The 23,699-nt window shown below is 40.1% G+C and carries 22 protein-coding genes; 13 read left to right on the forward strand and 9 right to left on the reverse strand.

Translation table 11 applies throughout. The annotated features are described in order from the left end of the window. Positions 1-129: 129 nt before the first annotated feature. Genes guaA through MWU56_RS15110 form a run of 4 tightly spaced genes read left to right on the forward strand, consistent with a single transcriptional unit; the run spans position 130 to position 4,748 of the window. The gene (gene guaA / locus MWU56_RS15095) at positions 130-1,662 is read left to right on the forward strand and encodes a glutamine-hydrolyzing GMP synthase (RefSeq protein WP_247045797.1); all 1,533 of its coding nucleotides are present in this window, start codon (positions 130-132) and stop codon (positions 1,660-1,662) included. Beyond that, positions 1,659-3,839 carry a LysM peptidoglycan-binding domain-containing protein gene (locus MWU56_RS15100; protein WP_247045798.1) on the forward strand — a complete coding sequence of 727 codons (2,181 nt, stop codon included), beginning with the start codon at positions 1,659-1,661 and terminating at the stop codon, positions 3,837-3,839. Before guaA ends, MWU56_RS15100 begins: the two co-directional genes overlap by 4 nt. Beyond that, on the forward strand, positions 3,817-4,221 hold the full coding sequence (locus tag MWU56_RS15105) for an OsmC family protein (RefSeq protein ID WP_247045800.1): 405 nt from the start codon (positions 3,817-3,819) through the stop codon (positions 4,219-4,221). Before MWU56_RS15100 ends, MWU56_RS15105 begins: the two co-directional genes overlap by 23 nt. After that, a complete protein-coding gene (locus MWU56_RS15110; RefSeq protein ID WP_247045802.1) occupies positions 4,209-4,748 on the forward strand; it encodes a DUF922 domain-containing protein in 540 nt (179 codons plus the stop codon). Before MWU56_RS15105 ends, MWU56_RS15110 begins: the two co-directional genes overlap by 13 nt. Before the next feature lie 70 nt (positions 4,749-4,818). Here the strand turns inward: MWU56_RS15110 and MWU56_RS15115 are convergent, their stop codons facing one another. Beyond that, positions 4,819-5,682 carry a hydroxypyruvate isomerase family protein gene (locus MWU56_RS15115; protein WP_247045804.1) on the reverse strand — a complete coding sequence of 288 codons (864 nt, stop codon included), beginning with the start codon at positions 5,680-5,682 and terminating at the stop codon, positions 4,819-4,821. A 43-nt stretch (positions 5,683-5,725) separates the two neighbouring features. Between MWU56_RS15115 and MWU56_RS15120 the strand changes: the two genes are divergently transcribed. From MWU56_RS15120 to yidC, 3 genes are all read left to right on the forward strand, one after another. Next, complete coding sequence (locus tag MWU56_RS15120; RefSeq protein WP_247046039.1) at positions 5,726-5,968, forward strand: DUF3820 family protein; 243 nt, start codon at positions 5,726-5,728, stop codon at positions 5,966-5,968. 49 nt (positions 5,969-6,017) lie between these two features. Continuing rightward, complete coding sequence (locus MWU56_RS15125; protein ID WP_247045806.1) at positions 6,018-7,652, forward strand: CTP synthase; 1,635 nt, start codon at positions 6,018-6,020, stop codon at positions 7,650-7,652. A gap of 66 nt (positions 7,653-7,718) precedes the next feature. Next, positions 7,719-9,587, forward strand: coding sequence for a membrane protein insertase YidC (gene yidC, locus MWU56_RS15130; RefSeq protein WP_247045808.1), 1,869 nt, complete (start codon positions 7,719-7,721; stop codon positions 9,585-9,587). A 273-nt stretch (positions 9,588-9,860) separates the two neighbouring features. Here the strand turns inward: yidC and MWU56_RS15135 are convergent, their stop codons facing one another. After that, entirely contained in the window at positions 9,861-11,732 is a 1,872-nt protein-coding gene (locus MWU56_RS15135) for a fasciclin domain-containing protein (protein ID WP_247045810.1), read from the reverse strand. A gap of 203 nt (positions 11,733-11,935) precedes the next feature. Between MWU56_RS15135 and mnmA the strand changes: the two genes are divergently transcribed. From mnmA to MWU56_RS15150, 3 genes are all read left to right on the forward strand, one after another. Further along, the gene (gene mnmA, locus MWU56_RS15140) at positions 11,936-13,126 is read left to right on the forward strand and encodes a tRNA 2-thiouridine(34) synthase MnmA (protein ID WP_247045812.1); all 1,191 of its coding nucleotides are present in this window, start codon (positions 11,936-11,938) and stop codon (positions 13,124-13,126) included. Positions 13,127-13,187: 61 nt separating this feature from the next. Continuing rightward, complete coding sequence (locus MWU56_RS15145; RefSeq protein WP_247045814.1) at positions 13,188-14,129, forward strand: NAD(P)H-dependent flavin oxidoreductase; 942 nt, start codon at positions 13,188-13,190, stop codon at positions 14,127-14,129. A gap of 50 nt (positions 14,130-14,179) precedes the next feature. Next, positions 14,180-14,653 carry a hypothetical protein gene (locus MWU56_RS15150; RefSeq protein WP_247045816.1) on the forward strand — a complete coding sequence of 158 codons (474 nt, stop codon included), beginning with the start codon at positions 14,180-14,182 and terminating at the stop codon, positions 14,651-14,653. Here the strand turns inward: MWU56_RS15150 and MWU56_RS15155 are convergent. Genes MWU56_RS15155 through MWU56_RS15180 form a run of 6 tightly spaced genes read right to left on the reverse strand, consistent with a single transcriptional unit; the run spans position 14,646 to position 20,740 of the window. Further along, entirely contained in the window at positions 14,646-15,977 is a 1,332-nt protein-coding gene (locus tag MWU56_RS15155) for a DUF58 domain-containing protein (protein ID WP_247045817.1), read from the reverse strand. The two genes, MWU56_RS15150 and MWU56_RS15155, sit on opposite strands and share 8 nt — an antisense overlap. A 2-nt stretch (positions 15,978-15,979) precedes the next feature. Beyond that, positions 15,980-16,963 carry an AAA family ATPase gene (locus MWU56_RS15160; RefSeq protein ID WP_247045819.1) on the reverse strand — a complete coding sequence of 328 codons (984 nt, stop codon included), beginning with the start codon at positions 16,961-16,963 and terminating at the stop codon, positions 15,980-15,982. Continuing rightward, positions 16,953-18,170 (reverse strand): DUF4350 domain-containing protein, encoded by a 1,218-nt coding sequence (locus MWU56_RS15165; protein WP_247045821.1) that lies wholly within the window; start codon positions 18,168-18,170, stop codon positions 16,953-16,955. Before MWU56_RS15165 ends, MWU56_RS15160 begins: the two co-directional genes overlap by 11 nt. Further along, a complete protein-coding gene (locus MWU56_RS15170; RefSeq protein ID WP_247045822.1) occupies positions 18,163-18,876 on the reverse strand; it encodes a DUF4129 domain-containing protein in 714 nt (237 codons plus the stop codon). Before MWU56_RS15170 ends, MWU56_RS15165 begins: the two co-directional genes overlap by 8 nt. An 18-nt stretch (positions 18,877-18,894) precedes the next feature. Then, positions 18,895-19,785: a hypothetical protein gene (locus MWU56_RS15175; protein WP_247045824.1), complete on the reverse strand. Its 891-nt coding sequence runs from the start codon at positions 19,783-19,785 to the stop codon at positions 18,895-18,897. Next, a complete protein-coding gene (locus tag MWU56_RS15180) occupies positions 19,769-20,740 on the reverse strand; it encodes a stage II sporulation protein M (protein WP_247045826.1) in 972 nt (323 codons plus the stop codon). Before MWU56_RS15180 ends, MWU56_RS15175 begins: the two co-directional genes overlap by 17 nt. Before the next feature lie 35 nt (positions 20,741-20,775). Here MWU56_RS15180 and MWU56_RS15185 point away from each other — a divergent pair, with 35 nt between their 5' ends. Both MWU56_RS15185 and MWU56_RS15190 read left to right on the forward strand, forming a co-directional pair. After that, positions 20,776-21,492: an RDD family protein gene (locus MWU56_RS15185; RefSeq protein ID WP_247045827.1), complete on the forward strand. Its 717-nt coding sequence runs from the start codon at positions 20,776-20,778 to the stop codon at positions 21,490-21,492. Between the two features lie 2 nt (positions 21,493-21,494). Continuing rightward, complete coding sequence (locus MWU56_RS15190) at positions 21,495-22,106, forward strand: trimeric intracellular cation channel family protein (protein WP_247045829.1); 612 nt, start codon at positions 21,495-21,497, stop codon at positions 22,104-22,106. A 186-nt stretch (positions 22,107-22,292) separates the two neighbouring features. On the opposite strand, the gene MWU56_RS15195 is transcribed toward MWU56_RS15190, so the two are convergent. Next, on the reverse strand, positions 22,293-23,012 hold the full coding sequence (locus MWU56_RS15195; RefSeq protein ID WP_247045831.1) for a peptidylprolyl isomerase: 720 nt from the start codon (positions 23,010-23,012) through the stop codon (positions 22,293-22,295). Between the two features lie 4 nt (positions 23,013-23,016). On the opposite strand from MWU56_RS15195, the gene MWU56_RS15200 reads away from it, so the two are divergent. Continuing rightward, entirely contained in the window at positions 23,017-23,658 is a 642-nt protein-coding gene (locus MWU56_RS15200) for an NUDIX hydrolase (protein WP_247045833.1), read from the forward strand. Positions 23,659-23,699: the final 41 nt, after the last annotated feature.

Here is a 23,699-nt window from a genome sequence, read left to right on the forward strand (position 1 = left end):
TAAAATAGTAAAAGAACCCGAAAACTAATTAGTTGTTGATAACCTATGGTAATTACTTAAGTTAAAAACTTGTCTTAAATATCCTTTAAAAGATACTTTTGCAACTAAAGCAAATTGCTATTTTTGCCCATGCATAACAACGTACTTATCCTAGACTTTGGTTCCCAGTATACACAACTGATCGCAAGACGCGTTAGGGAACTCAACATTTATTCAGAAATTAAACCCTATAATAAACTGCCAGAAGACCTATCGGAGTATAAGGCTGTTATACTTTCTGGTTCGCCATCATCAGTGCGTTCGGAAAAGGCTCCTCATCCCGATTTGTCCGAAATAAAGGGTAAAATACCTTTATTGGGAATCTGCTATGGTGCACAATATTTGTCCCATTTTCATGGTGGGAATGTGGCGCCATCTGCAACTCGTGAATATGGTAGGGCCAATTTATCCTATGCAAATTCAGAAGATAATTTTTTACAGGGCATTGATGAGGGAAGTCAAGTGTGGATGAGCCATAGCGATACTATTAAGGAACTTCCCGAAGGTGGCATTCGATTGGCAAGCACTCACGATGTGGAGAACGCAGCCTATAAAATAGATGGTGAGACCACTTACGGTATTCAGTTTCACCCTGAGGTGTACCATACAAAAGATGGTAAAAAACTGTTGGAAAACTTTTTGGTGAACATTGCTGGTTTGGAACAAGATTGGACCCCAGATGCCTTTGTAGAAACCACAGTGGAGGAGCTTAGAGAAGAAATTGGTGACGAAAAGGTAATATTAGGTTTGTCCGGCGGGGTGGATTCCAGTGTAGCGGCAATGTTGTTGCATAAAGCCATTGGTGAGCACCTGTACTGTATATTCGTAAACAACGGGCTTTTGCGTAAAAATGAGTTCGAAAGTGTTTTGGACCAATACGAGCATATGGGACTTAATGTAAAAGGTGTTGATGCTTCGGCACGTTTTTTGGATGCCTTGAAAGGTGAATCAGATCCAGAAAAAAAACGAAAGATAATAGGAAGGGTATTTATAGAGGTTTTTGACGATGAATCCCATAAAGTGGAAAACGCAAAATGGTTGGCTCAGGGAACTATTTACCCCGACCGAATTGAATCTGTTTCAGCGAGTGGGGGACCATCAGCGGTAATTAAAAGCCATCATAATGTAGGTGGTTTGCCCGACTATATGAAGCTGAAAGTAGTGGAACCCTTGAAAATGTTGTTCAAGGATGAGGTGAGAAGGGTAGGAGCTAGTATGGGAATGTCGGAATCTATTCTTGGTAGACATCCATTTCCAGGTCCTGGCTTGGGAATCCGGATTTTGGGTGATATTACCCCGGAAAAAGTCGCTATTTTACAAGAAGTGGATGCCATTTTCATTGATGGACTTAAAAAATGGGGACTTTATGATAAGGTTTGGCAGGCCGGAGCCATGCTTTTGCCCGTAGATAGTGTAGGGGTTATGGGAGATGAGCGTACCTACGAAAAATGTGTAGCGCTCAGGGCTGTTGAAAGTACCGATGGAATGACGGCCGACTGGGTGAATTTGCCCTACGAGTTCCTTCAAAAGACCTCGAACGATATAATAAATAAGGTTAAAGGCGTTAATAGAGTGGTGTACGACATTAGTTCAAAACCACCAGCAACTATAGAATGGGAATGAAAAAACATATGTTACAACTGGTTTTTACCATGGTCTTTTTGATGGCCATGGTACCGGTTTCTGCACAAAACTACGCAACACACGCTGTAAAAGAGGGGGAAACCTTAAAGAGTATCTCTCAAAAATATATGGTTACGCCTTACAGTATATTGCAGGCTAATAAGGAGATTAAAAGTGCTTCCGACGTTAGGGAAAACACAATGCTTATAATCCCGTTGAATGGAAATCCTGTTGAGAACAAGACAGAAACCAAGCAAGAAAAACAAGAAGAGGAACAAGTAAAACCAATCCGTTTTATTCGCCATAGGGTAAAAAGAAAGGAAACTATCTTTGGTCTTACACAGAAATATGATATCACCGAAGAACAACTTAAAAGATACAATACCCGATTATATTCTGAAACACTAGAACGCAAAATGGTGCTTCAAATCCCTGTGTTTCCTGAGGTCGACCCCAATGAGGAAAAAGAGATAGACTTTGAAATCTATACGGTACAGCCCAAAGAGACCCGATGGAGTATTGCCCATAAATATGGTATTAGCGTAGATAGCCTGTTGATTCTAAACCCGGAATTGGACAAGAACACAAATTACCTAGCGTCCGGAGAAGAATTAAAATTGCCGCGACCTAAAGGTGATAGCCTTAAGGAGCAAAAAACGGAAATCTTTACTTCCTATACGGTACCACCAAAAATGACGCTTTACAGTTTGGGAAGAGCATATGGGATTCCTACAGATTCCATTGTTAGGCTCAATCCAGAGATTGTGAAAGAAGGTGGCCTTAAGGAGGGTATGGTGGTGCGCTTACCAAAAAAGAAGGACCAAGACAGTGTGGTTAACACCGATAATTATGTTTTTTATGAGGTAAAGCCTAAACAAAATATTTTCAGGATTACACAAAACCTCAAAATCACAAGAGATGAATTATTCCGTTTGAACCCCGATTTGGAAAACGGACTAAAAGCTGGAATGGTTCTAAAATTGCCCAAAGAAAAGGCAGCGGAATTGGAGGTGAAAAATGCATTGGTCTTGGATAAGTTCAAGTTGATAGACAGTATTAATGTTGAAAATAGACCTAAATTGGTTTTCATGCTTCCTTTCCGGTTGGATAGGGTAAATGTAAATGACCCGAAAAAAGCAGAAGAATTGATTAGGAGCAGAAGGGACCTTGCACTGAGCCTTGGGTTTTATACAGGTGCTATGGTGGCTTTGGATTCCATTAAAAAATTAGGCATTTCGGTAGATGTTAAAACCTACGATACCCAACTAGATCAGGCTAAGGTAAAAGAGATACTTTTTAGGGAAAATTTAGCAGGAGTCGATGCTGTTATCGGTCCTTTGGCCGAAGGTCCTTTAGATGAAGTAGCCGTGCAAGCTGCGGCAAAGAACATTCCGGTAATCGCCCCTATTTCTTCCAACAGCAAATTAAGTCACAGAAATGTGTTCTTCTCCGTACCGGGCGATGTTGTACTTCGAGATAAGCTTTTGTCCTACATGGAAAAGAAACATAAGGATGAAAATATCATAATAATAGCGGACTCTACCCATCAGGAAGCATATGATTCTATATTGAGTAGATTTCCTACAGCCCAAATAGCTAAGGTGATTGACAATAAATCATTGCATTTAGATCAATTTTTAATCCAACTTTCCGAAGAGAAAGAAAACTGGGTGTTTTTGGAAACGGACCAACCCAATATGGTCGCTAGTATCACTTCTATATTGAACTCGTCCAACACCACTTCCATGCTACAAACGGATGAAAACAAAGAGATAAAGGTGCGGATGTTCACGACAAGTTTTAATGCAGCTTTTGAAAATGAAGCAGTGTCCAAGACCCATTTGTCCAACCTTAACTTTACTTACCCATCGTTTTACAGGGAATCTGGAAATGACACCTTCACAAAAGCATACAGCCAAAAATATAATGGGAACCTCCCTGATAGGTATGCAATCCGTGGTTTTGATGTGACCATGGATGTGCTGTTGAAATTAGCTTACAAAAAGAACCTCTTTGAAACTTCAAAATATATCGGTTTAACCGAGTACGCAGCAAATGGTTTTGATTATATTAATGATTGGAGTTCCGGTTATTTTAATCGTGCCTGCTATATTTTGGAATACGATAACCTTAGAATTAAAGAAGTAGAGCCAAATGACAGCAAAAGTAACTTATAACGGAAATCTTCGTACCACTTGTGTACACCTGCGTTCCGGAAGCGAGTACATTACTGACGCCCCACTTGATAACAATGGTAAAGGTGAAGCATTTTCACCAACGGATACCGTGGCAACCGGATTGGCTAATTGTATGATGACCATGATGGGAATAAAGGCACGCGATATGGATGTGGATTTATCGGGGTCTACTGCTGAGGTAACCAAACATATGGCCGCAAACCCAAGAAGGATTTCCAAAATTGAAGTTAAGCTGGAATTGCCATCGTCGGTTTCTGAAAAGCACCGAAAAATTTTGGTGCATACGGCCAATACGTGCCCAGTGCATTATAGTTTGCACCCGGATATTGAAAAAGTAATCGATTTTAATTGGATAAAATAATCTTCATAGGGTGTATTCTTTTTTCTGGTTTTTTGGGTTATACACAAGAAATCGAGGAGGGGGTCCTATGGGAAAAGAGCAAGCGGCTCACTTGGGCCGATTTTAAGGGAAAGGTGCCGCCGGCCGCAGAATCAGCAGCAATTACAGCAAGTGGTATCAGTTATTCTTATTCTGCCAATCTATTGCATCACGAAGTACATCTGGATTTTGAGGTAAACGCTTATTTCTATCCCAATGAATCCTGGTATAGGCCGGAACTGTGTAATGATAATATCCTGGCCCACGAACAACTTCATTTTGATATTACGGAACTTTTTGCAAGAAAAATGAGGGAAAAATTACGACGAACTTCCTTTTCAGATGATGTTAAATCGGAGGTTCGTAAAATCTACAAGGACATTCTGGTGGAGCTTCAAAAATATCAGGAGCAATATGATTGGGAGACCAATTTCTCCAGAAATCGTGAAAAACAAATCGAATGGAACTATAAGATTGCAGAAAGTCTAACCAATCGAATCAGGGGATAATCTTTATTCCTCCAAACAGGCTCGTTTTTAAAGCATTTTTAAACCTACCTTTTTTCAATAGATATAAGTATCAAATATCACATCGCATAAACCCATCTTTTAAAGCCTCTATTTTATCTTCCCAAGAAACAATGAACTCTTGGGCTACATAACCTGTAAAACCAGTTTCATGTATTGCTTTTATAATGGCGGGGTAGTAGAGCTCTTGGGTCTCATCAATCTCATGTCTGCCCGGTACACCGGCCGTATGATAGTGCCCAAAATAGGGGTGATAGTTCTGAATGCTTCGGATAATATCACCCTCCTGAATTTGCATATGGTATATATCAAACAATAATTTAAAATTATCACTTCCCAAATGTTTGCAAAGTTCTATGCCCCATAGGGAATTGTCGCACATATAGTCGGGATGGTTTACTTGGTTAAAAAGTTCCATTTGAATGACCACGCCGTGCTTTTCGGCCAAGGGGATAATTTGTGAAAGCCCGTCCACACAATTTTGAAGACCTACGTAATCGTTCATGCCATTGCGGTTACCACTAAAGCAGATAAGGTTTGTGTATCCTGCTTCGGCAACCTTGGGAATCATTTCAGTATAGTTTTTTATAAGTTGCTCATGGAATTTAGGGTTGTTCCATCCTTCGGTCAAACTAATTTCCGCACCATTGCACATGGAGCAATGAATATCATATTTTTTAAGTGTTGGCCAGTCTTTCGGTCCCACTAAATCAATAGCCTTGATTCCTAATTGGTTCAACGTTTTTAAAAAATCTTCCAATGGTATATCATTAAAACACCACTGGCATACACTGTGGTTGATGTTGTGTTTTAATTTAAACGCTTTGGACTGGCCTTTACTAGCAGCCAATACAGGCACGGAAGCCAAACCTGCGGAGCCAACTGCGGCTGCGGCAATAAAATTTCTACGCTTCATTTTGAGGATTTGTTATGGGAAAGATAGTATTTTAGGCCTACAAATGGAAATACGCCCCGATTCAAAACAGTTGTTGGAGCTGGCACATTATAGAATGCCCTTTGGTAAGTTCAAAGGACGTTACTTGGTGGATTTGCCACTCCCATATTTAGTCTGGTTCCGACAAAAAGGATTTCCTAAAGGGAAGCTGGGTGACTACTTAAATACCATGCTTACTGTTAAGGATAACAACCTGGAACCCATGATCAGAAAATTGCAAAAAGATTTTCCTCGAAAATCTACCTGATTTTTATCCTGCAATTAGTAACTTTACGCCCCGTAATAGAATGATCAATATGTCAGATACCAAGTACATTTTCGTTACGGGAGGCGTTACTTCTTCATTAGGAAAGGGAATTATTGCCGCATCCTTGGCCAAACTACTGCAAGCCAGGGGATACCGTACCACCATACAGAAATTAGATCCATACATCAACGTTGACCCAGGAACGCTGAACCCTTATGAGCATGGCGAATGTTATGTAACCGATGATGGTGCAGAAACCGACTTGGATCTTGGACATTACGAGCGTTTTTTGAACGTGCGTACATCGCAGGCTAACAATGTGACTACAGGTAGGATTTACCAAAGTGTAATCGAAAAAGAACGTAGGGGGGAATTTTTAGGTAAAACGGTACAAGTTGTGCCACATATTACCAACGAGATAAAGGAGCGTATCCAAATTTTGGGAAAAAGTGGTGATTACGATATCGTTATTACCGAAATAGGTGGTACTGTAGGCGATATTGAATCCTTGCCCTATATAGAATCTGTAAGACAACTGCTTTGGGAACTAGGTGAACATAATGGTATTGTAATACATCTTACCTTGGTTCCTTTTTTATCTGCAGCAGGTGAGTTGAAAACGAAGCCGACCCAACACTCGGTCAAAACTTTGATGGAGAGCGGTATAAAGGCAGATATTCTAGTTTGTAGGACCGAGCATAATATTTCAGAAGATATTAAGGAAAAATTGGCCCTTTTTTGTAATGTGAGAAAAGAAGCAGTAATCCAATCCATTGATGCATCTACCATTTATGATGTTCCATTATTGATGCAAGAAGAAGGACTGGATACAGTTACTTTGGAAAAATTGGCCTTGCCGAATAACACGGAACCGAACCTAGATCAATGGAAAGAATTTTTGCAACGGCACAAAAACCCAAAGGATAAAGTTGTGATCGGACTGATAGGAAAGTATGTGGAACTTCCCGACTCCTATAAATCTATACAAGAATCCTTTATCCATGCAGGTGCCGCCAATGAGGTCGAGATAGAAGTAAGATCAGTCCATTCAGAACACCTTACTGGAGTTAATATCGAAAAACAACTAAAAGACTTGGACGGTATTTTGGTAGCGCCCGGTTTTGGTGAACGTGGCATAGAAGGGAAGGTCGCTGCCGTTAGGTTTGCCCGGGAAAACAATATACCATTTTTAGGCATTTGTTTAGGGATGCAAATGGCGGTTATCGAATTTGCACGTACTGTACTTGGACTAGAGAAAGCCAATTCCACTGAAATGGATAAAGAGACACCTGATCCTGTAATAAGTTTGATGGAAGAACAAAAATCCATTACCGATATGGGAGGCACTATGCGCTTGGGAGCATGGGACTGTCACTTATTAGAGGGTAGTTTGGTCAATAAAGTGTATGGTGCATCGGACATAGAGGAGCGCCATAGGCACCGGTACGAATTCAACAATAAATACAAGGAGCAAATGGAAGCGGCCGGATTGGTAGCTTCTGGGCTAAACCCTAAAACCGGACTGGTGGAAGTCGTGGAGATTCCTTCACACCCATGGTTTGTAGGGGTTCAGTACCACCCAGAGTATAAAAGCACGGTAGCCAACCCGCATCCGTTATTTGTTGGGTTTGTAAAAGCAGTATTGATTCAAAAGCAGAAACAAAACAATGCCAGTTTGGCATAAAATGGGGTTTTGGGCATATATTTGCCATCTGGAATACCAATAAAATATTTCTACTAAATAATTTTCATGGAAGAAAAGAAGCTGGATATTAAATCCATTGTTGGATTTGTACTGATTTTTGGGATACTTGTTTACATGTTCTATCAAAATCAACCCACACCGGAAGAATTAGAGGCTCAAAAAGCGGAACAAGAGCTGGTTGAAGCTCAGAAAAAAGTGGTTGAGGAAGAAGTCAAAAAAGTACCTGTCCAAGAAACCAAAGCTATCGATCCCAACGATTCTATCGCAGTGGCACAATATAAAAGCACTGTCGGGGCATTTGGTTTTACCCAAACTACAGATGGAACCACTATCCTTGAGAATGAAGTACTTAAGCTTGAGGTCTCCAATAAAGGAGGACAGATTGTTGAAGCCAAAATGAAGAATTTTGTAACCTACGATTCTGTTCCTGTATATTTGGTGAAGGATGGAAATGCAAACTTTGCATTGAACTTTACGACTACCGACAATAGAGTGCTCAGTACGGCAGATTTGTTTTTTGAGCCTTCACTTACCCAAAGTGGGGACAATCATGTACTTTCCATGAAGGCCAAAGTGGCCAACAACCAGTTTTTGGAGTACCGCTATGAAATGAAGCCCAATGAATATTTGGTGGATTTTACGGTCCGTTCACAAGGGTTGAGTGGAATTTTTAACACGAGCAATCCGGTTGTGTTGGAGTGGGACCTAAAGGGTATACGTCATAACAAAAGTGTACAGTACGAAAATCGCTATACCCGTTTAACCTATAATCACGATGATGGTAATATCAGTAAGCTTTCAGAAAGCAGTGACTTTGATGAGGAAACGGAAGTGGATATAAAGTGGTTGTCTTATAGACAGCACTTTTTTAGTACCATTCTGGCAACGGATAATCATTTTAAAACGGCTGATTTAACTTCTGCCAATTTAGTTGAGGAAGAAAGTAAAGAATTGCATTTTACAAAGGAATACAGCACGCGCGCTCCTTTAGATTTTCAAGGCGGTGAATTGTCACAAAGTATGTATTGGTATTATGGACCAACCGATGTAAAAGTGTTGGAGGATTATAAAGATTTAGGGTTGGCGGATTCCATTCCCTTTGGATGGGGAATCTTCGGCTGGATCAATAGATATGTATTTACACCATTTTATACGTTTTTAAGTTCATTTTTGCCCTATGGTATTGCCATTGTTATCATGACTATTTTGGTTCGATTGGCACTTTCTCCCGTAACCTATAAATCATATTTGTCCCAGGCCAAGATGAAGGTGTTAAAGCCAGAAATTTCGGAAATAAGCGAAAAGTACAAGGATAATGCGATGAAAAAACAGCAGGAAACCATGAAGGTTTACAATAAGGCTGGAGTCAGTCCCATGAGTGGCTGTGTGCCGGCATTATTACAGCTGCCCATTTTCTATTCCCTGTTCATGTTCTTCCCTACCTCATTTGCATTGCGACAGAAACCGTTTTTATGGGCCGAAGACCTATCCTCTTACGATACTATTTTTGAGTTGCCATTTACAATACCGTTCTATGGAGACCACGTATCCCTGTTTCCGATATTGGCATCGGTAGCCATATTCTTTTATATGCAGATGACAACGGGTCAAAGTATGCAGATGCAACAGCAGCCGGGTATGCCGAACATGAAATTTATAATGTACCTATCGCCCATTATGATGTTGTTCTTCTTTAACAACTACGCCAGTGGGTTGAGTTTGTACTATTTTGTTTCTAATTTGATCACCATTTTTATCATGTTGGCAATTAAAAACTACATTTTGAATGAGGATAAAATCCATGCCCAGATTCAAGAGAATAAGAAAAAGCCCAAAAAGGAAAACAAGTTCCAGCGTAAAATGCGTGAGATGATGGAACAAGCAGAAGAGCAAAAGAAATCAGGTAAAAGATAATCCTGAAAAAAAATACTTTTGGGTAAAAAAAAAAGCTCCTCCAAGATTTCTTGGGGGAGCTACCATTTACAGGTTTAGTTTGATAAGATTTGGGACTCCAAAGATGGGACATTACCTGACTTCAAAAAATTAATAGTTGTAAAACAGTCTGTTTTTGTTGGTAAATGAACGCATGTTGATGTGTCATCGATAAACGGTAAATATCGCTCGATAAAAAGCCCCTTCAAAATTAATTTTGAAGGGGCTTTCGGTTCAATTTTTATGAATTTAAACTTAGTTTGTGGTATCCGGTATAAGAACGGTATCTATTACATGTATAACACCATTGATGGCCTGTACATCAACAGCATCAATTCCAATTCCGTTGTTGCCGGCACCATCCGTTATGTCTGCAATATTGTCTCCAGTGCCTGGAAGATTAATGGTAATATCATCTCCTTCCAAAGTGGTAGCTGAAATACCATCGGTTAAATCTCCAGAACGTATGTTGGCATTGGCTACAACATGGTGTTGCAAAATTGGAATCAAATCGGCCTCTGCAGGAATACTTGCAAGGGCATCAAATGCGGTATTGGTAGGGGCGAACACGGTAAATGGATCGCTTCCTGCACCATTTTGGGCAGACAATACGTCTACAAAATCTGTACTTGGTGTCAGGTCGGTCAAGGCCTGTACCAACGTTGAGAAATTTGGATCAGCTGTAGCAAAGGTCACTACCGTTGGGAGGTCGATAACCGTATCAACAGTGTGTATTACTCCGTTACTTGCTACAATATCCGCGGTTGCCACATTACTTATTCCGTTTAAAGTTACACCGTCATCTACATTAATGTAAAGGCTTACGTTTTCATCATCTGCAAACTCAGCGGCAGTATTTATATAGGAGTTGGTCAAGCCTGAAGAAAATGCTGCTGCACCCACTACTACATGGTTGGAAAGGATGACATTTATATCATTGGAATTTGGATTTGTAAATGCACTGAACGCATCGTTACCTGGGGCAAATACTGTAAAAGTTTCTTCTTCATTGGAAAGTAAATCGGTAAATGTTGTATTACCGCCATCGGTCAAGGCTCCTACGAGAGATGAAAGTCCAGGGTTGGCAACCGCATGGTCAACAATATTTGGTATATTGATTACCGCATCTACAACATGTACAATGCCGTTTAATGCAAGTACATCTGGAGTTACAACAGATGATACACCATTAAAGCTAACACCATTAGTGGTATCGAAGAACAAACTTACGTTCTGATCGCCCGCTCCTGTAGCCAAAGTGCTAGTGTATCCCGAACCAAGTCCAGTTAAATCGGTAGAAGAAACTTCCCCGCTGATTACGTGGTTCAACAATACATTGGTAAGTATATCAACTGGAATATCCGATAGTTCAGCGCCATCCAAAAAGGTTTCAAACGCATCATCAGTTGGGGCCAGAACCGTAAAAGGTCCATCGCCACGTAATACCGTTGGCAAATCCCCATCTGCTGCTACAAGTGCAGCAACCAAATTTTGTAAGTTTTCATTTCCTATGGCCAAATCTGTAATGGGTACCAAAATAATGTCAGCCAATTCGTCCAATATAGTCTGAGGCAATAAAACCTTATCTATAATATGTACAACACCATTGGAAACTTCAATGTCTGCGGTGGTTACTTGTGCATCAACCGTTGTAGCATCATCAATGAAAACGCCACCTTGTGTGGATACTTCCAAGGTTGATCCCTGTAGCGTGGTTATTGTCTGTCCATCGTTTAGATCTGAAGATAGAACGGCGGCATCCGCTACCACATGATAGGTTAGAATTACGGCAAGTAGATCTTGTAATTGTTGGGAACTAAAATCATCCAACGAATCAAACCCATTAAGTTGTGCGAGTAAATCATTAAATGCTTGATTTGTTGGAGCAAAAACGGTAAACGTTCCTTCACTGCTTAAAGCAGCTACCAGGTCATTGTTTGCGCTTTCGTCCGCTTTGATCAATGCGCTTACCAATGTACTCAATTCTGTGGTTGCCTGAGCGGCTTCAACAATGTTCAACTCTTCCTCTGTAGGATCCATGGTAACGTCATCGTCATCGGAACAAGCGGTAAAGGAAACCATCAATAAAAGTAATGTCAGTTTGCTAAAAAATTTAAGTGCTTTCATGTTTGTGCTATTTTTTTGTTTAACGAAGTAAATATATTCTTAAACAAAGTATCGTCAATAATGTTTAACATTTTATCGTAAAACTTTAACAAAAAATACATTGTAGATGAACTTGAGGTTATCTAAGGCGTCATTTTCGTTTATGAGATCTTTAATATTTTAATGGCCTTCAATTTGTATTTTTGTACTCCAAAATAAGTATCATGAAAAAGGTTGTTGTTGGACTTTCGGGAGGGGTGGATTCGAGTGTTGCTGCATATCTTCTTAAAGAACAGGGGTATGAGGTGATTGGCTTGTTCATGAAGAACTGGCATGATGATTCGGTGACCATCTCTGAGGAATGCCCTTGGTTGGAGGATAGTAACGATGCTTTGATTGTTGCCGAAAAGTTAGGTATACCATTTCAAACGGTAGATTTAAGTGCAGAATATAAGGAGCGTATTGTTGATTATATGTTCAATGAGTACGAAAGGGGGAGGACCCCCAATCCAGATGTGTTGTGCAACCGTGAAATCAAGTTTGATGTGTTCCTTAAAATCGCTTTGCAGTTGGGAGCCGATTATGTGGCAACGGGACACTACTGTAGAAAAGGAACCATCGAAAATGAAGACGGTACCGAAACCTATCAATTGTTATCGGGGAAAGACCCGAACAAAGACCAATCTTATTTTCTTTGTCAACTCTCACAACAGCAGTTGTCCAAAACACTTTTTCCCATTGGTGAGCTTTTAAAGTCGGAAGTACGGGAGATAGCGGCAAAAAACAGTTTGATCACCGCCGATAAAAAGGATTCCCAAGGATTATGCTTTATAGGAAAGGTGCATTTGCCCGAATTTCTTCAACAGAAATTAAAACCCAAAAAAGGTATTATCGTTGAGGTTCCTAGCGATGCAGACCAGTTTTCTACCACAATCCCAGAATTTCAAAATGAAAGGGAAAAATTGGTGTTCCAAGCGGAAAAGCCCGTGTATTCCAAAGAGGATGGGAAAGTGGTAGGCGAGCACCAAGGCGCCCATTATTTCACTATTGGGCAACGTAAAGGGTTGAACGTGGGCGGTACCAAAGAGCCTTTGTTCGTCATTGAAACCGATGTAAATAAAAATATTATTTACACTGGGCAGGGCAAATCACATCCTGGATTATTGCGAAACACCTTGTTTATAAAACAGGATGAGCTGCATTGGGTGCGTCCCGATTTAGCTTTGGAGGTAGATGAAACCATGGAGGTCATGGCAAGAATTCGATATCGCCAACCCTTGCAAGCAGCAACGCTATATAAAGTTGAGAATGGCCTATATGTAGATTTCAAGGAAAAGCAATCCGCTATTACAGAAGGACAGTTTGCCGCTTGGTACCTTGATGATGAGTTGGTGGGGTCAGGAGTGATTTCCTAGGGCAGGTCTCTTGACCATTTTGTTTATATTATTGTCATTTAAACTGAAGCACAACACGTTTATGCAAAATAAAATCACACAGCTTTTTGGAATAAAATACCCCATAATACAGGGCGGAATGGTCTGGGCCAGTGGTTGGCGATTGGCCTCCGCGGTTTCCAATGCAGGTGGACTGGGTTTGTTAGGGGCCGGAAGTATGTATCCCGAAGTATTGGAGGAACATATTATAAAATGTAAAGGGGCGACCGATAAGCCTTTCGGGGTCAATATTCCCATGTTGTACCCCGACATTGAAAAATTGATGGACATTATCGTTGAGCAAGGCGTAAAAATCGTGTTCACTTCGGCGGGAAACCCTAAAACATGGACAAAATTTCTTCAAGAGAAAGGAGTTACTGTAGTGCATGTGGTCAGTAGCGTTAAGTTTGCCTTAAAGGCACAAGAAGCCGGCGTAGATGCTATTGTTGCCGAAGGTTTTGAAGCCGGGGGACATAATGGTCGGGATGAGACCACCACGATGGTACTGATTCCTTCCGTTAAAGAAAAAATAACAGTACCCTTAATTGCAGCTGGCGGTATTGCCACGGGCAGGGCCATGCTGGCCGCCATGGTGTTGGGTGCCGATGGGGTACAAGTTGGGAGCAGGTTTGTAGCCTCTCCAGAGGCATCATCCCACGAACTTTTCAAGAAAAAGGTGGTAGACGCCAAAGAAGGGGGTACACAGCTCACCTTAAAAGAACTGGCACCTGTACGATTACTGAAAAACAAGTTCTTTCAAGATGTACAAAATGCCTATTCGAAAGGTGCTTCTTCAGAGGAGCTAAAAGTATTATTGGGAAGGGCAAGGGCCAAACGTGGTATGTTCGAGGGTGATATGGAAGAAGGTGAACTGGAGATTGGCCAAGTTTCCGGATTGATTCATAATATAAAGCCCGCAGCGGATATTGTGACCGATTTAATGGTTGAATTCAATAAAGCAAAAGCCGAAGTTCAGGACTATTGAAATGTTGTGGGTAAGAGTTTAATAAACTTTTAATACATTTATGCCGCGCAATGAGAACACTAATCCCAACACTACTCTTTTTTGTGCTCGCTTCACATTGCTACGGCCAAGTGGAACGGGACAAAGCACTTCATTTTTTAGGAGGTAACCTTTTTGGCCTTGCAGGGGCCGGAATTGCCAAGCAAGCCTCAGACGGGAATAGAATATGGACCTTCGTGGGTTCCGTGGCAGGAAGTACCCTTATTGGGTTGGGAAAAGAAGCTGTTGATGCCGGACAACGCGAAAATGGATGGGACAATGATGATTTGGCAGCCACAATTCTAGGAGGTGTCACAGTAGGGGTGACCATAGATTTGTTCTCAAAAAAGGATGACCAAAAAAGACTGCGAGGTCGTTATTCCAATCTGAACTTGAAAAAACAAAAGCAGTTTCTTCATTCGCATACTGAATTTGTTGTGTTGGAAGGCAAGCTCCCATCTTTGCATACCTTGGGAATATCCAACCAGCAGCTTTCCGTTAAATAATACCCCTAGCTTTTATTTCCAGGTACTTATTGATGGTGTTCACTGTCAGTTCTTCAGGTCTCGTCAAAATGGTTTGGATACCATATTTTTGGAGTTCTTTCTGCATCAGCCGTTTTTCCAAAGAAAATTTCTCCGCAATGGTTTTGTGATAGATCGCTTGTAGATCTTCCACTTCTTCAGCAATAAGGGATTCCAATTCCGTGTTTTCAAAGAAAATAACCACCAAAACATGTTTTTTGGCCATGGCCAAGATGTATGGTAGTTGACGTTTTAACCCTGAAATATGCTCAAAATTGGTATATAGGAGCAATAGACTTCGTTGGTTCACCTTGCGCTTTACCTGGGCATATAACAGTCCAAAATCGGAATCCGAAAAGGTTGTGGAGATGTTGTACAAATTCTCCATAATGGTGTTGAGGTGCGTGATTTTCTGAATGGCGGGCACAAAGGTTTCAATCTTTTTGGAGAAGGTGAGTAACCCCGTTTTATCGTTTCTTTTTAGTGCCACATTGGAAAAAGCCAATGCCGAATTGATGGCGTAATCCAACAGGCTCAAACCATTAAAGGGCATTTTCATGACCCTGCCGGTATCAATTATGGAATATATAGGCTGCGACCTTTCATCTTGGTATTGGTTTACCATCAATTGGTTCTTTTTAGCAGTGGCTTTCCAATTTATGGTGCGGACATCATCCCCTTTTATATATTCTTTTATTTGTTCAAATTCTTGGGTATGGCCTATGCGCCTAATTTTTTTCAGTCCAAATTCTGTAAGTCGATTGCTTGTTGCCAAAAAATCATATTGCTGCATTTGAATGATGGAGGGATACACGGGTACCATTTGGTCTTTTTGGAACACAAACTTCCTTTTGACGATGCGCAGGGGAGAGGAGGCAAAAACAATCAGGTTGCCAAAAACATATTCGCCACGTTCCACCGGCCGTACGGAATATTCAAAAAAATGTGGCTCACCTTTTTTTAGATGGGCGTTGTGTTCAAAATCCCTTTTTTGGAATTGAACGGGTAACTCTTCAATTACGGAAACTTCTGTTTTAAAAGGATATTTGGAATCCAGATGTACCGATAAGATATTCTGATCGCTATTGGATAGTTTTTGGGGCAAGTTTCGATGCGCTTTGATGGCCTTTGGTGTGGCATACAACAAGTAGAGGTCAAAAAAGAAAAGTGCCCCTAGGACATACACCAATAACCACGCTATGGGATACAACAACGGCACCCAATAGGAAATCACAAAGCATGCCGATAGCACGGCGATGTACTTAAAGAAAACATTGTGTATGTACAGCGATTGGAGGAATGCCATGTTTATCGGGGAATTTCAACAGACTCTACAATCATGGAAACTACATTTTCGGTGGTCATTCCTTCCATTTCTCTTTCCGGGGTCAATATCACTCTATGGTTCAGTACAGGGACCAATGCTTTTTTTACATCCTCAGGTATTACAAAATCCCGTCCGGATATGGCGGCAAATGCCTTGGCCGCTGTGAGTGTTGCAATCGATGCCCTTGGAGAGGCACCCAAGTACAAATGGGGATGGTTTCTTGTTTGGTTGATGATGTTGGCGATGTAGTCCAGTAATTTTTGTTCCACCACCACTTCATGAATGTTCTTTTTGTATTCCAATAGTTTTTTAGGCGTGAGTACCGCCTTAATTTGGTCTTGGGGTTTTTCTCCTTTGCGCTCGTGATGGTTTTGTAGAATAACAACCTCTTCTTCAACCGAGGGGTAATCTACTTTGATTTTAAATAGGAAACGGTCCAGTTGTGCTTCAGGGAGTGCATAAGTGCCCTCTTGCTCAATGGGGTTTTGCGTGGCCAATACCATGAACGGTTCCCCCATTTTGTATGTGGTGCCATCTACTGTGGCCTGGCGTTCTTCCATAGTCTCAAAAAGGGCGGACTGCGTTTTGGCAGGCGCACGGTTAATCTCATCTATCAAAATAATATTGGAAAAGATGGGACCTTTTTGAAACTCAAACGCTGTAGTCTTGGTGTTGAAAACGGATGTTCCCAATATGTCGCTGGGCATTAGATCAGGCGTAAATTGGATACGGCTGAACTCTGTTTTGAGTGTTTTGGCAAAAAGTTTGGCGGTCACTGTCTTTGCAATACCGGGAACACCTTCAATCAATGCATGCCCATCTGCTAAAATGGATATGATCAATAGTTCTATAAAATCCTTTTGTCCCACGATTATAGTGGAGAGTTCTTTTTTTATCTGTTCCACGGTGTCCCGTAATTCATCCAAGGGAACTCTATTGTCAAAGTTCAAGTCGTTATTTTCCATCAACGTTTGCTTTAAATGCTTGTATTTTTTTATTCAGATTCTTCAATTCTATTTCAGACACATTTGGTTTGGTCTTTAGTTTTCCGATCAATCCCATCAAGTTTTTTACTTCTTCCAGTTCGGTGTTGCTGCGCATGGCCAGATTTCTCAAAAATGTTTCATCTTCCAGATTTTGTGTGGCGATATGTAGTTTGGAACGGAGATACTCCAAAAAGTAATCAATTTTATGTTTTGTTATCAATTGTAGTTCTCCTTTTTCAAAATACATATCAGCAATGGTCTGTGTAAATGCCATGGACTGATTTTTTAATGGGGTTACCACCGGAATGGCGCGCTGTTTTCTTTTTCCTTCAAAAATGATATAAATGAGCGATCCAATGAGGATAAGGTAATAGGCCCATTTGAATTCCTTGGTGTTTAAAAAGAGGTACATGGGGGAAGTGTAAAAGGATTTCCCCGATTTGTGGAAGTTGTCCATATAAATATTGCCATCTCTATCCAAATAGGACAATAGACCTGAGGTATACTCCAAATTGTTGTCCTTCAGTATAAAGTAATTAGTAAATGCCTTTGGAAAAGAAGTTAGGACAATTTCACCTTTCCCAAAAGGTTGTTTTATGGCGTTTACATGTTTTTTAATGGTTTCAGTACTATCCCCGGGCGTGTAAACTTGGCCAAGAACCGTGGTCCTAACCGTATCTATTTGGTCAAAAGCTGTGGTGTAATAATCTTTGGTGAATTCGACCCTATTATGGTTGATTTTTGGGTTTACAAGCTTATAATAAAAAAGAGGCTCCAATTGACCATTGTTGTAGACATTTTGTTGGTTCAAATTCAGGGTGTCCAATAATTTTCTTTCAAAAGAATTGGAAGCCACATACATCTTGTTGCCTTGGTGTACCCAATCTAACAAGGCATTAAGTTCAGCTTCTTCAAAGGAAACAGATTCGTTCACAAAAAAATAGGCACCTTTTATGGAGTCGGTTCGGGTTAGGAATTCAAAAGGGGGTTTTTGAATCTGTTGTACCTTGTTTGGAAAGTACTTTTCCATTAAATCGTTCAATACATAAGTGCCGTACGGTATTTTATGATGGGCTACAAAAGAGGGATACCAGTTTATTTTATTTGGTTTGTTGTATTCCATGGCCAATATAATGGCAAGGGTCAAAGCACCGATCGCTATGTAAATCCATCCTTTTTTAGACATTGGTCAATGTGTTTTTTAAGGATTCAAATACAACTTCCGCTTGTTGGTAGCGTTCCCTGTCAATTTCAAATTCACCGTACCAAACATAATCATAGAGCAAGGTGGTTTTTCCAAAAGCATTTTTTAGGTTACTTTCTGAGAGTTCCTCAAGGTAATCATCATTGGTTTTTTGTTGTTGCCAGTCTATCAGTTCTTTTTCCGATAATAATTGTAGGATGAAGAGGTAATAATATCTTATGGCAAGACGATAATTCTTATCATTCAATGCGTTCTTGATCAACTGTTGGATATCCTCATTTTTGATGATGTGCTCGTCTTCGGATAGCGAAACTACATTCGGATTCTTCTTGTTTTTCCCAACACCTTGCATATTGGATTTTACAAAGAAGCGAATCACCAAATAAAGGAAAAGTGCAAGGAGCAGATACGGGAGAATCTCCAAAAAAACGGCCAAATACCCTTCCGCATTCCCCACGCCAAAAATCCATTCAAAAAAACGGCGTACTATATTGTAGAACCAGTTGGTGATATCCGTCCACCAGTTGTTTTCCACTTTAACCTCTTCGTAATTGAATGCACTATCACTGTTGTAGTTGCCTAAATCTTCTTTTGTGAACCCGATGGGGGTAACGTCCGACTCATCATACTTGACAATAGTATCATTTTGGGCAAAAAGGATTGTCCAAGAAAAAAGTAGGTATGACAAGATCAGTTTTTTGCGCATCTATCCCTCTGAAGATTTCCCAAGATTATCGATACGTTCAAAAATACCGGTAAAATTTTTCTTTTCGTTGAGATTGAAAAATATCAAGGAAGTGGCCACCAAAAAAATAATGTTCATTAAGAATTGTACCAAAGTGCCCAAAATGTTCAGTATCAGATATATTGGGTCATTAAAAATATTGAAGTTTTCCGCATCCATCTCTCCAGAAAATATCCCCATTTTAATCCACATATAAATTACACCGGGCAAACTAAATGCATAGGAAGCTACGGCCACAATAATATAGATAACAAAAAGGGTAACGAATGTGATCCACCAATTCTCCTTGATTAAGTTAAAACTGTATTGATAGGATTCCAATACATCCTTTTTAAGGAAGACTAAAATTGCAAAGGAAATGGATAGTGGAACAGCAAGGTAAACACCAGGTATTACACAAAAGAATATACCCATCATTACCGATAAGCCCACTAAAATGCCCAAGCCGATAAGGGACCAGAAGGAACCGTAAACGCCTTTATGGATTTCGTCATAATCTGTGGTTCCTTTGTTGTTGATGTATGATTTTATATAATTTAGCACTGTGCCCTGTGCAAGCACATAGGCCGCTATAGAGCTTATCATTAGTGCAACTACGGCCAAAACCATTATAATTGGGGAATATGTGGACCCCGTAGTGGTACCAATGGTACTTAAATTAAAAATGTCACCAATGGTATACATATAAAACCCCATGGAGATCAACATGACCAAGATATAGGGGCCTACTATTTTTAAAACCGTCCTAAAAAAAGGTTTGAACTCATTCCGGATAAAGGCAAATGAATCGGAAAGCACATCTCCCAATTCGCGCTGCTTTTTAAATTCTATATATTTATTGGATGTCTGCATGAGTGGTTTTTCTATAGATTTGGTTAGGATAAATAATATAATAGTATATAATCAATGTCAATGAGGCCAATATGATGAAAATTGCCAGCCAATCGGGCATTTCTGTGTGACGGGTAACAAAACCTTCCAAAAAGCCTGCGATGATAAAGAAAGGTACGGTACTTACCATTATTTTAAGGCCGTTTTTCACACCTCTTTTAAAAGATTCCAATCGGGTATAGGTGCCGGGAAAAAGAATGCCGTTGGCCAAAACCAACCCTGCGCAGCCCGCAATAATGATTACGGATATTTCGATAGTTCCATGGATCCAGATGGTCCGAGCAGATTCCCATAGAAGTCCTTTTTCATAAAAGAAGTACTGGAAACTCCCAAGCATAATTCCATTTTGAAGCAAGATATAAAGCGTACCTACTCCTAAAAAAATTCCAAAGGCAAATGCATATATGGCCACTTTAATATTATTAATGGTTATACCCAAGAACATATTAAAAGCTCCTTGCTCTTTGTAAACAGCCATAGGGTCTCCTTTTTCAATATTTTCCAAGGTCATATTTACATAACCATTGCCCAAAATGGAGCGTACAAAATCCCCTTCGTTGGCAGAGGAGAATGCACCGACCATCACAAAAAAAGCAAAGACCAAGAATGAAATCAACAGTTCACGATGATGATTTTTGAACATCGTCGGAAATTCGGTTTTCCAAAAATGGACAATACGGTTTTTGGACTCTCGTTTGGTCTTATAGATCTTCTGATGTGCTTGGGAGGCAAGTGAATTTAGGTACATTTGTGTGTTGCTCCCGGGGTAAAATGTTTTTGCATAACTCAGGTGATCGGTGATCTCAATGTAAAGATCCGAAAGTTGATCAGGGTGAAGTTGCCCTTTATGGAGCAGGGCATTTTCAAAAGCGGCCCATTTATCCTTATTTTGCCTAACAAAAGCGGCCTCGCGCATTAACTAGAATGGTTTGTAAGTAAAGAAACTAAAATATGGAACAATTTCAAATAGAAACGGCCCAAAATATAACCATCAACCAAAATACATCTCACCTTGGTGAGCGCATGGTTGCATATATTATTGATGGTTTTGTCATTTTCTGCTATACTATTTTAATGATTGTTTTTTTAATATCGCTGGATATTGATCTAGAAGATCAATGGGCTTTTTATTTGATACTTTCTTTACCCGCTTTTTTTTACTATCTGCTTTTAGAAACACTCATGGACGGGAAGACGATCGGTAAAAGTGCGATGAACCTTCGGGTGGTGAAATTGGATGGTTCCAAACCTAATTTTGGCAATTATTTTGTTCGTTGGGCATTGCGAATCATTGATGTGGGCCTAACCTCAGGAGGTGCTGCGGTACTAACGATTCTAATTCGGGGAAAAGGACAGCGCATTGGAGACATTGCAGCAGGTACCACTGTAATCAGTGAAAAGAAGCGAGTATCGTTAAAAGATACACTGTTGCGCGAATTGTCTGAAGAATACAAACCTATCTTTCCACAGGTAACCCTTTTTAAGGACCAAGAGATGCAAACCATCAAAGAATTGTACGATACAGCTAAACTGAATGGAAACCATAAAATTATTGTTTCTTTGGACAAACGGATAAAAGAGGTTTTGGACGTGCAAACCACCTTGCAGCCCATTGAATTTGTGGATGTGATCATAAAGGATTATAACTACTACACGCAAAAAATGTAAGCATGTTGTATCAAACTATTGATATTTTAGGAACCGTTGCCTTTGCAATTTCTGGAGTTTTAGTGGCCATGGAAAAACGTCTGGATTTATTCGGAGTGTTTATTATTGCTTTCGTCACTGCTATTGGAGGTGGTACCCTCAGGGATTTGCTTATTGGTAACACACCGGTCGGTTGGATGCAAGATTTAACCTATGTGATTACTATTTTTATTTCAGTAGTCTTTGCCATCATTTTTGTAAATAAGCTCAAGTATCTCAGAAAGTCATTGTTCTTATTTGACACCATTGGGATTGGACTCTATACCATGGTCGGGGTGGAGAAAGGACTGGAAGCAGAATTGTTGCCCGTTATGTGTGTTTTTTTGGGAACCATGACGGCTTGTTTTGGTGGCGTAACACGTGATATTCTCTGCAATGAGATTCCTGTTATTTTTAGAAAGGAGATTTATGCCACTGCATGCCTAATGGGCGGAACAAGTTATTTTTTATTTATGAAATTTCCAGTTAAAGAGGGCTATGCCTATGTTGCAGCTGTTTTAGTGGTCATTGTGCTCAGGTTGATTGCCGTGAAGTTTGATGTGCGTCTGCCCGGTATCTACAAAAAGATTAATTAAAGCTTTTGTTCCTAAATTTCTTCAATATTGATTAAATGCGGTGTCTTCACTGTACGTTGTTTCCGTTACCAAAGGGATGCAAGTTTCCCATACGAAGGTTGCGCGTGCCAGAAGTGAAACAGTTTAATGGTTGAGAACTCTTTTAAAAAGCTATGATGACAAGTTGTGGACCTAATTGAGATAAGCCTACAATACTTCTGCCTTAAGAATATAGACACTTTTCCAAGGCCAATCACCATCGCCTACCGGAACATCATTGATTGCATCTACCACATTCATACCTTCCACCACACGTCCAAATGGGGTGTAAGACCCATCAAGATGGTATGACCCTGGGTTGGTTACCACAATAAAAAACTCGTAAGGCGAAGCTAATTTGTGTGGGTTGTTTCTTTCGCTACTGGGCATGGAAATAGTTCCTCTGTGGTGTTTATATCCTTTTTTAGCATCAGGAGGAAGCAAATAACGTCCTATTTTTCCACGTTTGCGAGCGGTATTACGGTCATCGGAATTGCCTCCTTGTATAATAAAGTCCTTTACCACCCTGTGAAATTGTGTGCTGTCAAAATATTTTTGTTTTGCCAGATAAATAAAATTGGCTTTGTGGTAGGGTACATCATCATATAATTGAATCTTGAAGCTTCCCATGTTAGTGGTAATCTTCACCTTGTTTTTCTTTAAGGATTTTGCATAATCAAAAAAGAAGTCAATCGCATTTTCCTCAGTAAGCTTAAATGGTTCTTCTTCCTCTTCTTTTTCCACAGTGGAGGAATCCACTTCAATTTTAGCAATGGTGTCCAAGTTTGCAATATTTTCCTCAACTTTGTCATTCCCTTTTTTGGGGGATTCTCCGCAGGAAACCAATGAAAGAAATAGTATACTTATAGTTAAAGTCGATTGTCTCAACAGTATGGATTTTAATGATTTTTCTCAACTAGCCCTAAAATTAAAAAATCTCCCTCTTCCAGGAGAAGATTCCCATAATAAAATGTCTCCTGAACTTCGTATTGAATGGTTAAAAAAAAATAGGGTTCAGAATCTGCATCCAAGAAAAGCAGGAGTTATGGCATTGTTCTATCCAGATGTAGACCGCGAAACTCGATTATTGTTGATCCTAAGAAAAGTGTATCAAGGGGTGCACTCCAATCAAATTGGATTTCCGGGCGGAAAGGTGGAAAAGGTAGATAGGGATTTAATGGATACGGCTTTGCGGGAAACCTATGAAGAAGTTGGCGTGCAGCCAAAAGAAATTAAGGTAATCAAAGAACTTAGTGAAGTTTACATTCCGCCAAGCAATTTTTTGGTTAGACCCTACATTGGAATCTATCCAAATCCCCGACCATTTGTAAAGCAGGAAAGTGAGGTGGAGAGTCTAGTTGAGGTATATCTTAGAGATTTCTTGGATGATTCCAACCATATTCAAGAAATTTTAAGCACATCCTATGCGAAAAATATAAATGTACCAGCCTTTAAATTAAATGGTTATACGGTATGGGGAGCCACGGCAATGATGTTGAGCGAGATCAAAGAGCTTTTGAGACAAGTGCTTTGATGGCTATTTTGTAAATTTGCAATCACTAATTAACATAGTAC

It is taken from the genome of Allomuricauda sp. F6463D (assembly GCF_023015965.1).
GTDB lineage: Bacteria > Bacteroidota > Bacteroidia > Flavobacteriales > Flavobacteriaceae > Flagellimonas.

Coding starts and splice junctions, on each gene's coding strand:
- MWU56_RS15180 (WP_247045826.1), bottom strand. CDS start 20,740: ATGCGCGAGGCCGCTTTTGTTAGGCAAAATAAGGATAAATGGGCCGCT.
- MWU56_RS15190 (WP_247045829.1), top strand. CDS start 21,495: ATGTTGTATCAAACTATTGATATTTTAGGAACCGTTGCCTTTGCAATT.
- guaA (WP_247045797.1), top strand. CDS start 130: ATGCATAACAACGTACTTATCCTAGACTTTGGTTCCCAGTATACACAA.
- MWU56_RS15165 (WP_247045821.1), bottom strand. CDS start 18,170: ATGTCTAAAAAAGGATGGATTTACATAGCGATCGGTGCTTTGACCCTT.
- MWU56_RS15150 (WP_247045816.1), top strand. CDS start 14,180: ATGAGAACACTAATCCCAACACTACTCTTTTTTGTGCTCGCTTCACAT.
- MWU56_RS15145 (WP_247045814.1), top strand. CDS start 13,188: ATGCAAAATAAAATCACACAGCTTTTTGGAATAAAATACCCCATAATA.
- MWU56_RS15155 (WP_247045817.1), bottom strand. CDS start 15,977: ATGGCATTCCTCCAATCGCTGTACATACACAATGTTTTCTTTAAGTAC.
- MWU56_RS15120 (WP_247046039.1), top strand. CDS start 5,726: ATGGAAATACGCCCCGATTCAAAACAGTTGTTGGAGCTGGCACATTAT.
- MWU56_RS15115 (WP_247045804.1), bottom strand. CDS start 5,682: ATGAAGCGTAGAAATTTTATTGCCGCAGCCGCAGTTGGCTCCGCAGGT.
- yidC (WP_247045808.1), top strand. CDS start 7,719: ATGGAAGAAAAGAAGCTGGATATTAAATCCATTGTTGGATTTGTACTG.
- MWU56_RS15160 (WP_247045819.1), bottom strand. CDS start 16,963: ATGGAAAATAACGACTTGAACTTTGACAATAGAGTTCCCTTGGATGAA.
- MWU56_RS15135 (WP_247045810.1), bottom strand. CDS start 11,732: ATGAAAGCACTTAAATTTTTTAGCAAACTGACATTACTTTTATTGATG.
- MWU56_RS15185 (WP_247045827.1), top strand. CDS start 20,776: ATGGAACAATTTCAAATAGAAACGGCCCAAAATATAACCATCAACCAA.
- MWU56_RS15105 (WP_247045800.1), top strand. CDS start 3,817: ATGACAGCAAAAGTAACTTATAACGGAAATCTTCGTACCACTTGTGTA.
- mnmA (WP_247045812.1), top strand. CDS start 11,936: ATGAAAAAGGTTGTTGTTGGACTTTCGGGAGGGGTGGATTCGAGTGTT.
- MWU56_RS15200 (WP_247045833.1), top strand. CDS start 23,017: ATGGATTTTAATGATTTTTCTCAACTAGCCCTAAAATTAAAAAATCTC.
- MWU56_RS15125 (WP_247045806.1), top strand. CDS start 6,018: ATGTCAGATACCAAGTACATTTTCGTTACGGGAGGCGTTACTTCTTCA.
- MWU56_RS15175 (WP_247045824.1), bottom strand. CDS start 19,785: ATGCAGACATCCAATAAATATATAGAATTTAAAAAGCAGCGCGAATTG.
- MWU56_RS15100 (WP_247045798.1), top strand. CDS start 1,659: ATGAAAAAACATATGTTACAACTGGTTTTTACCATGGTCTTTTTGATG.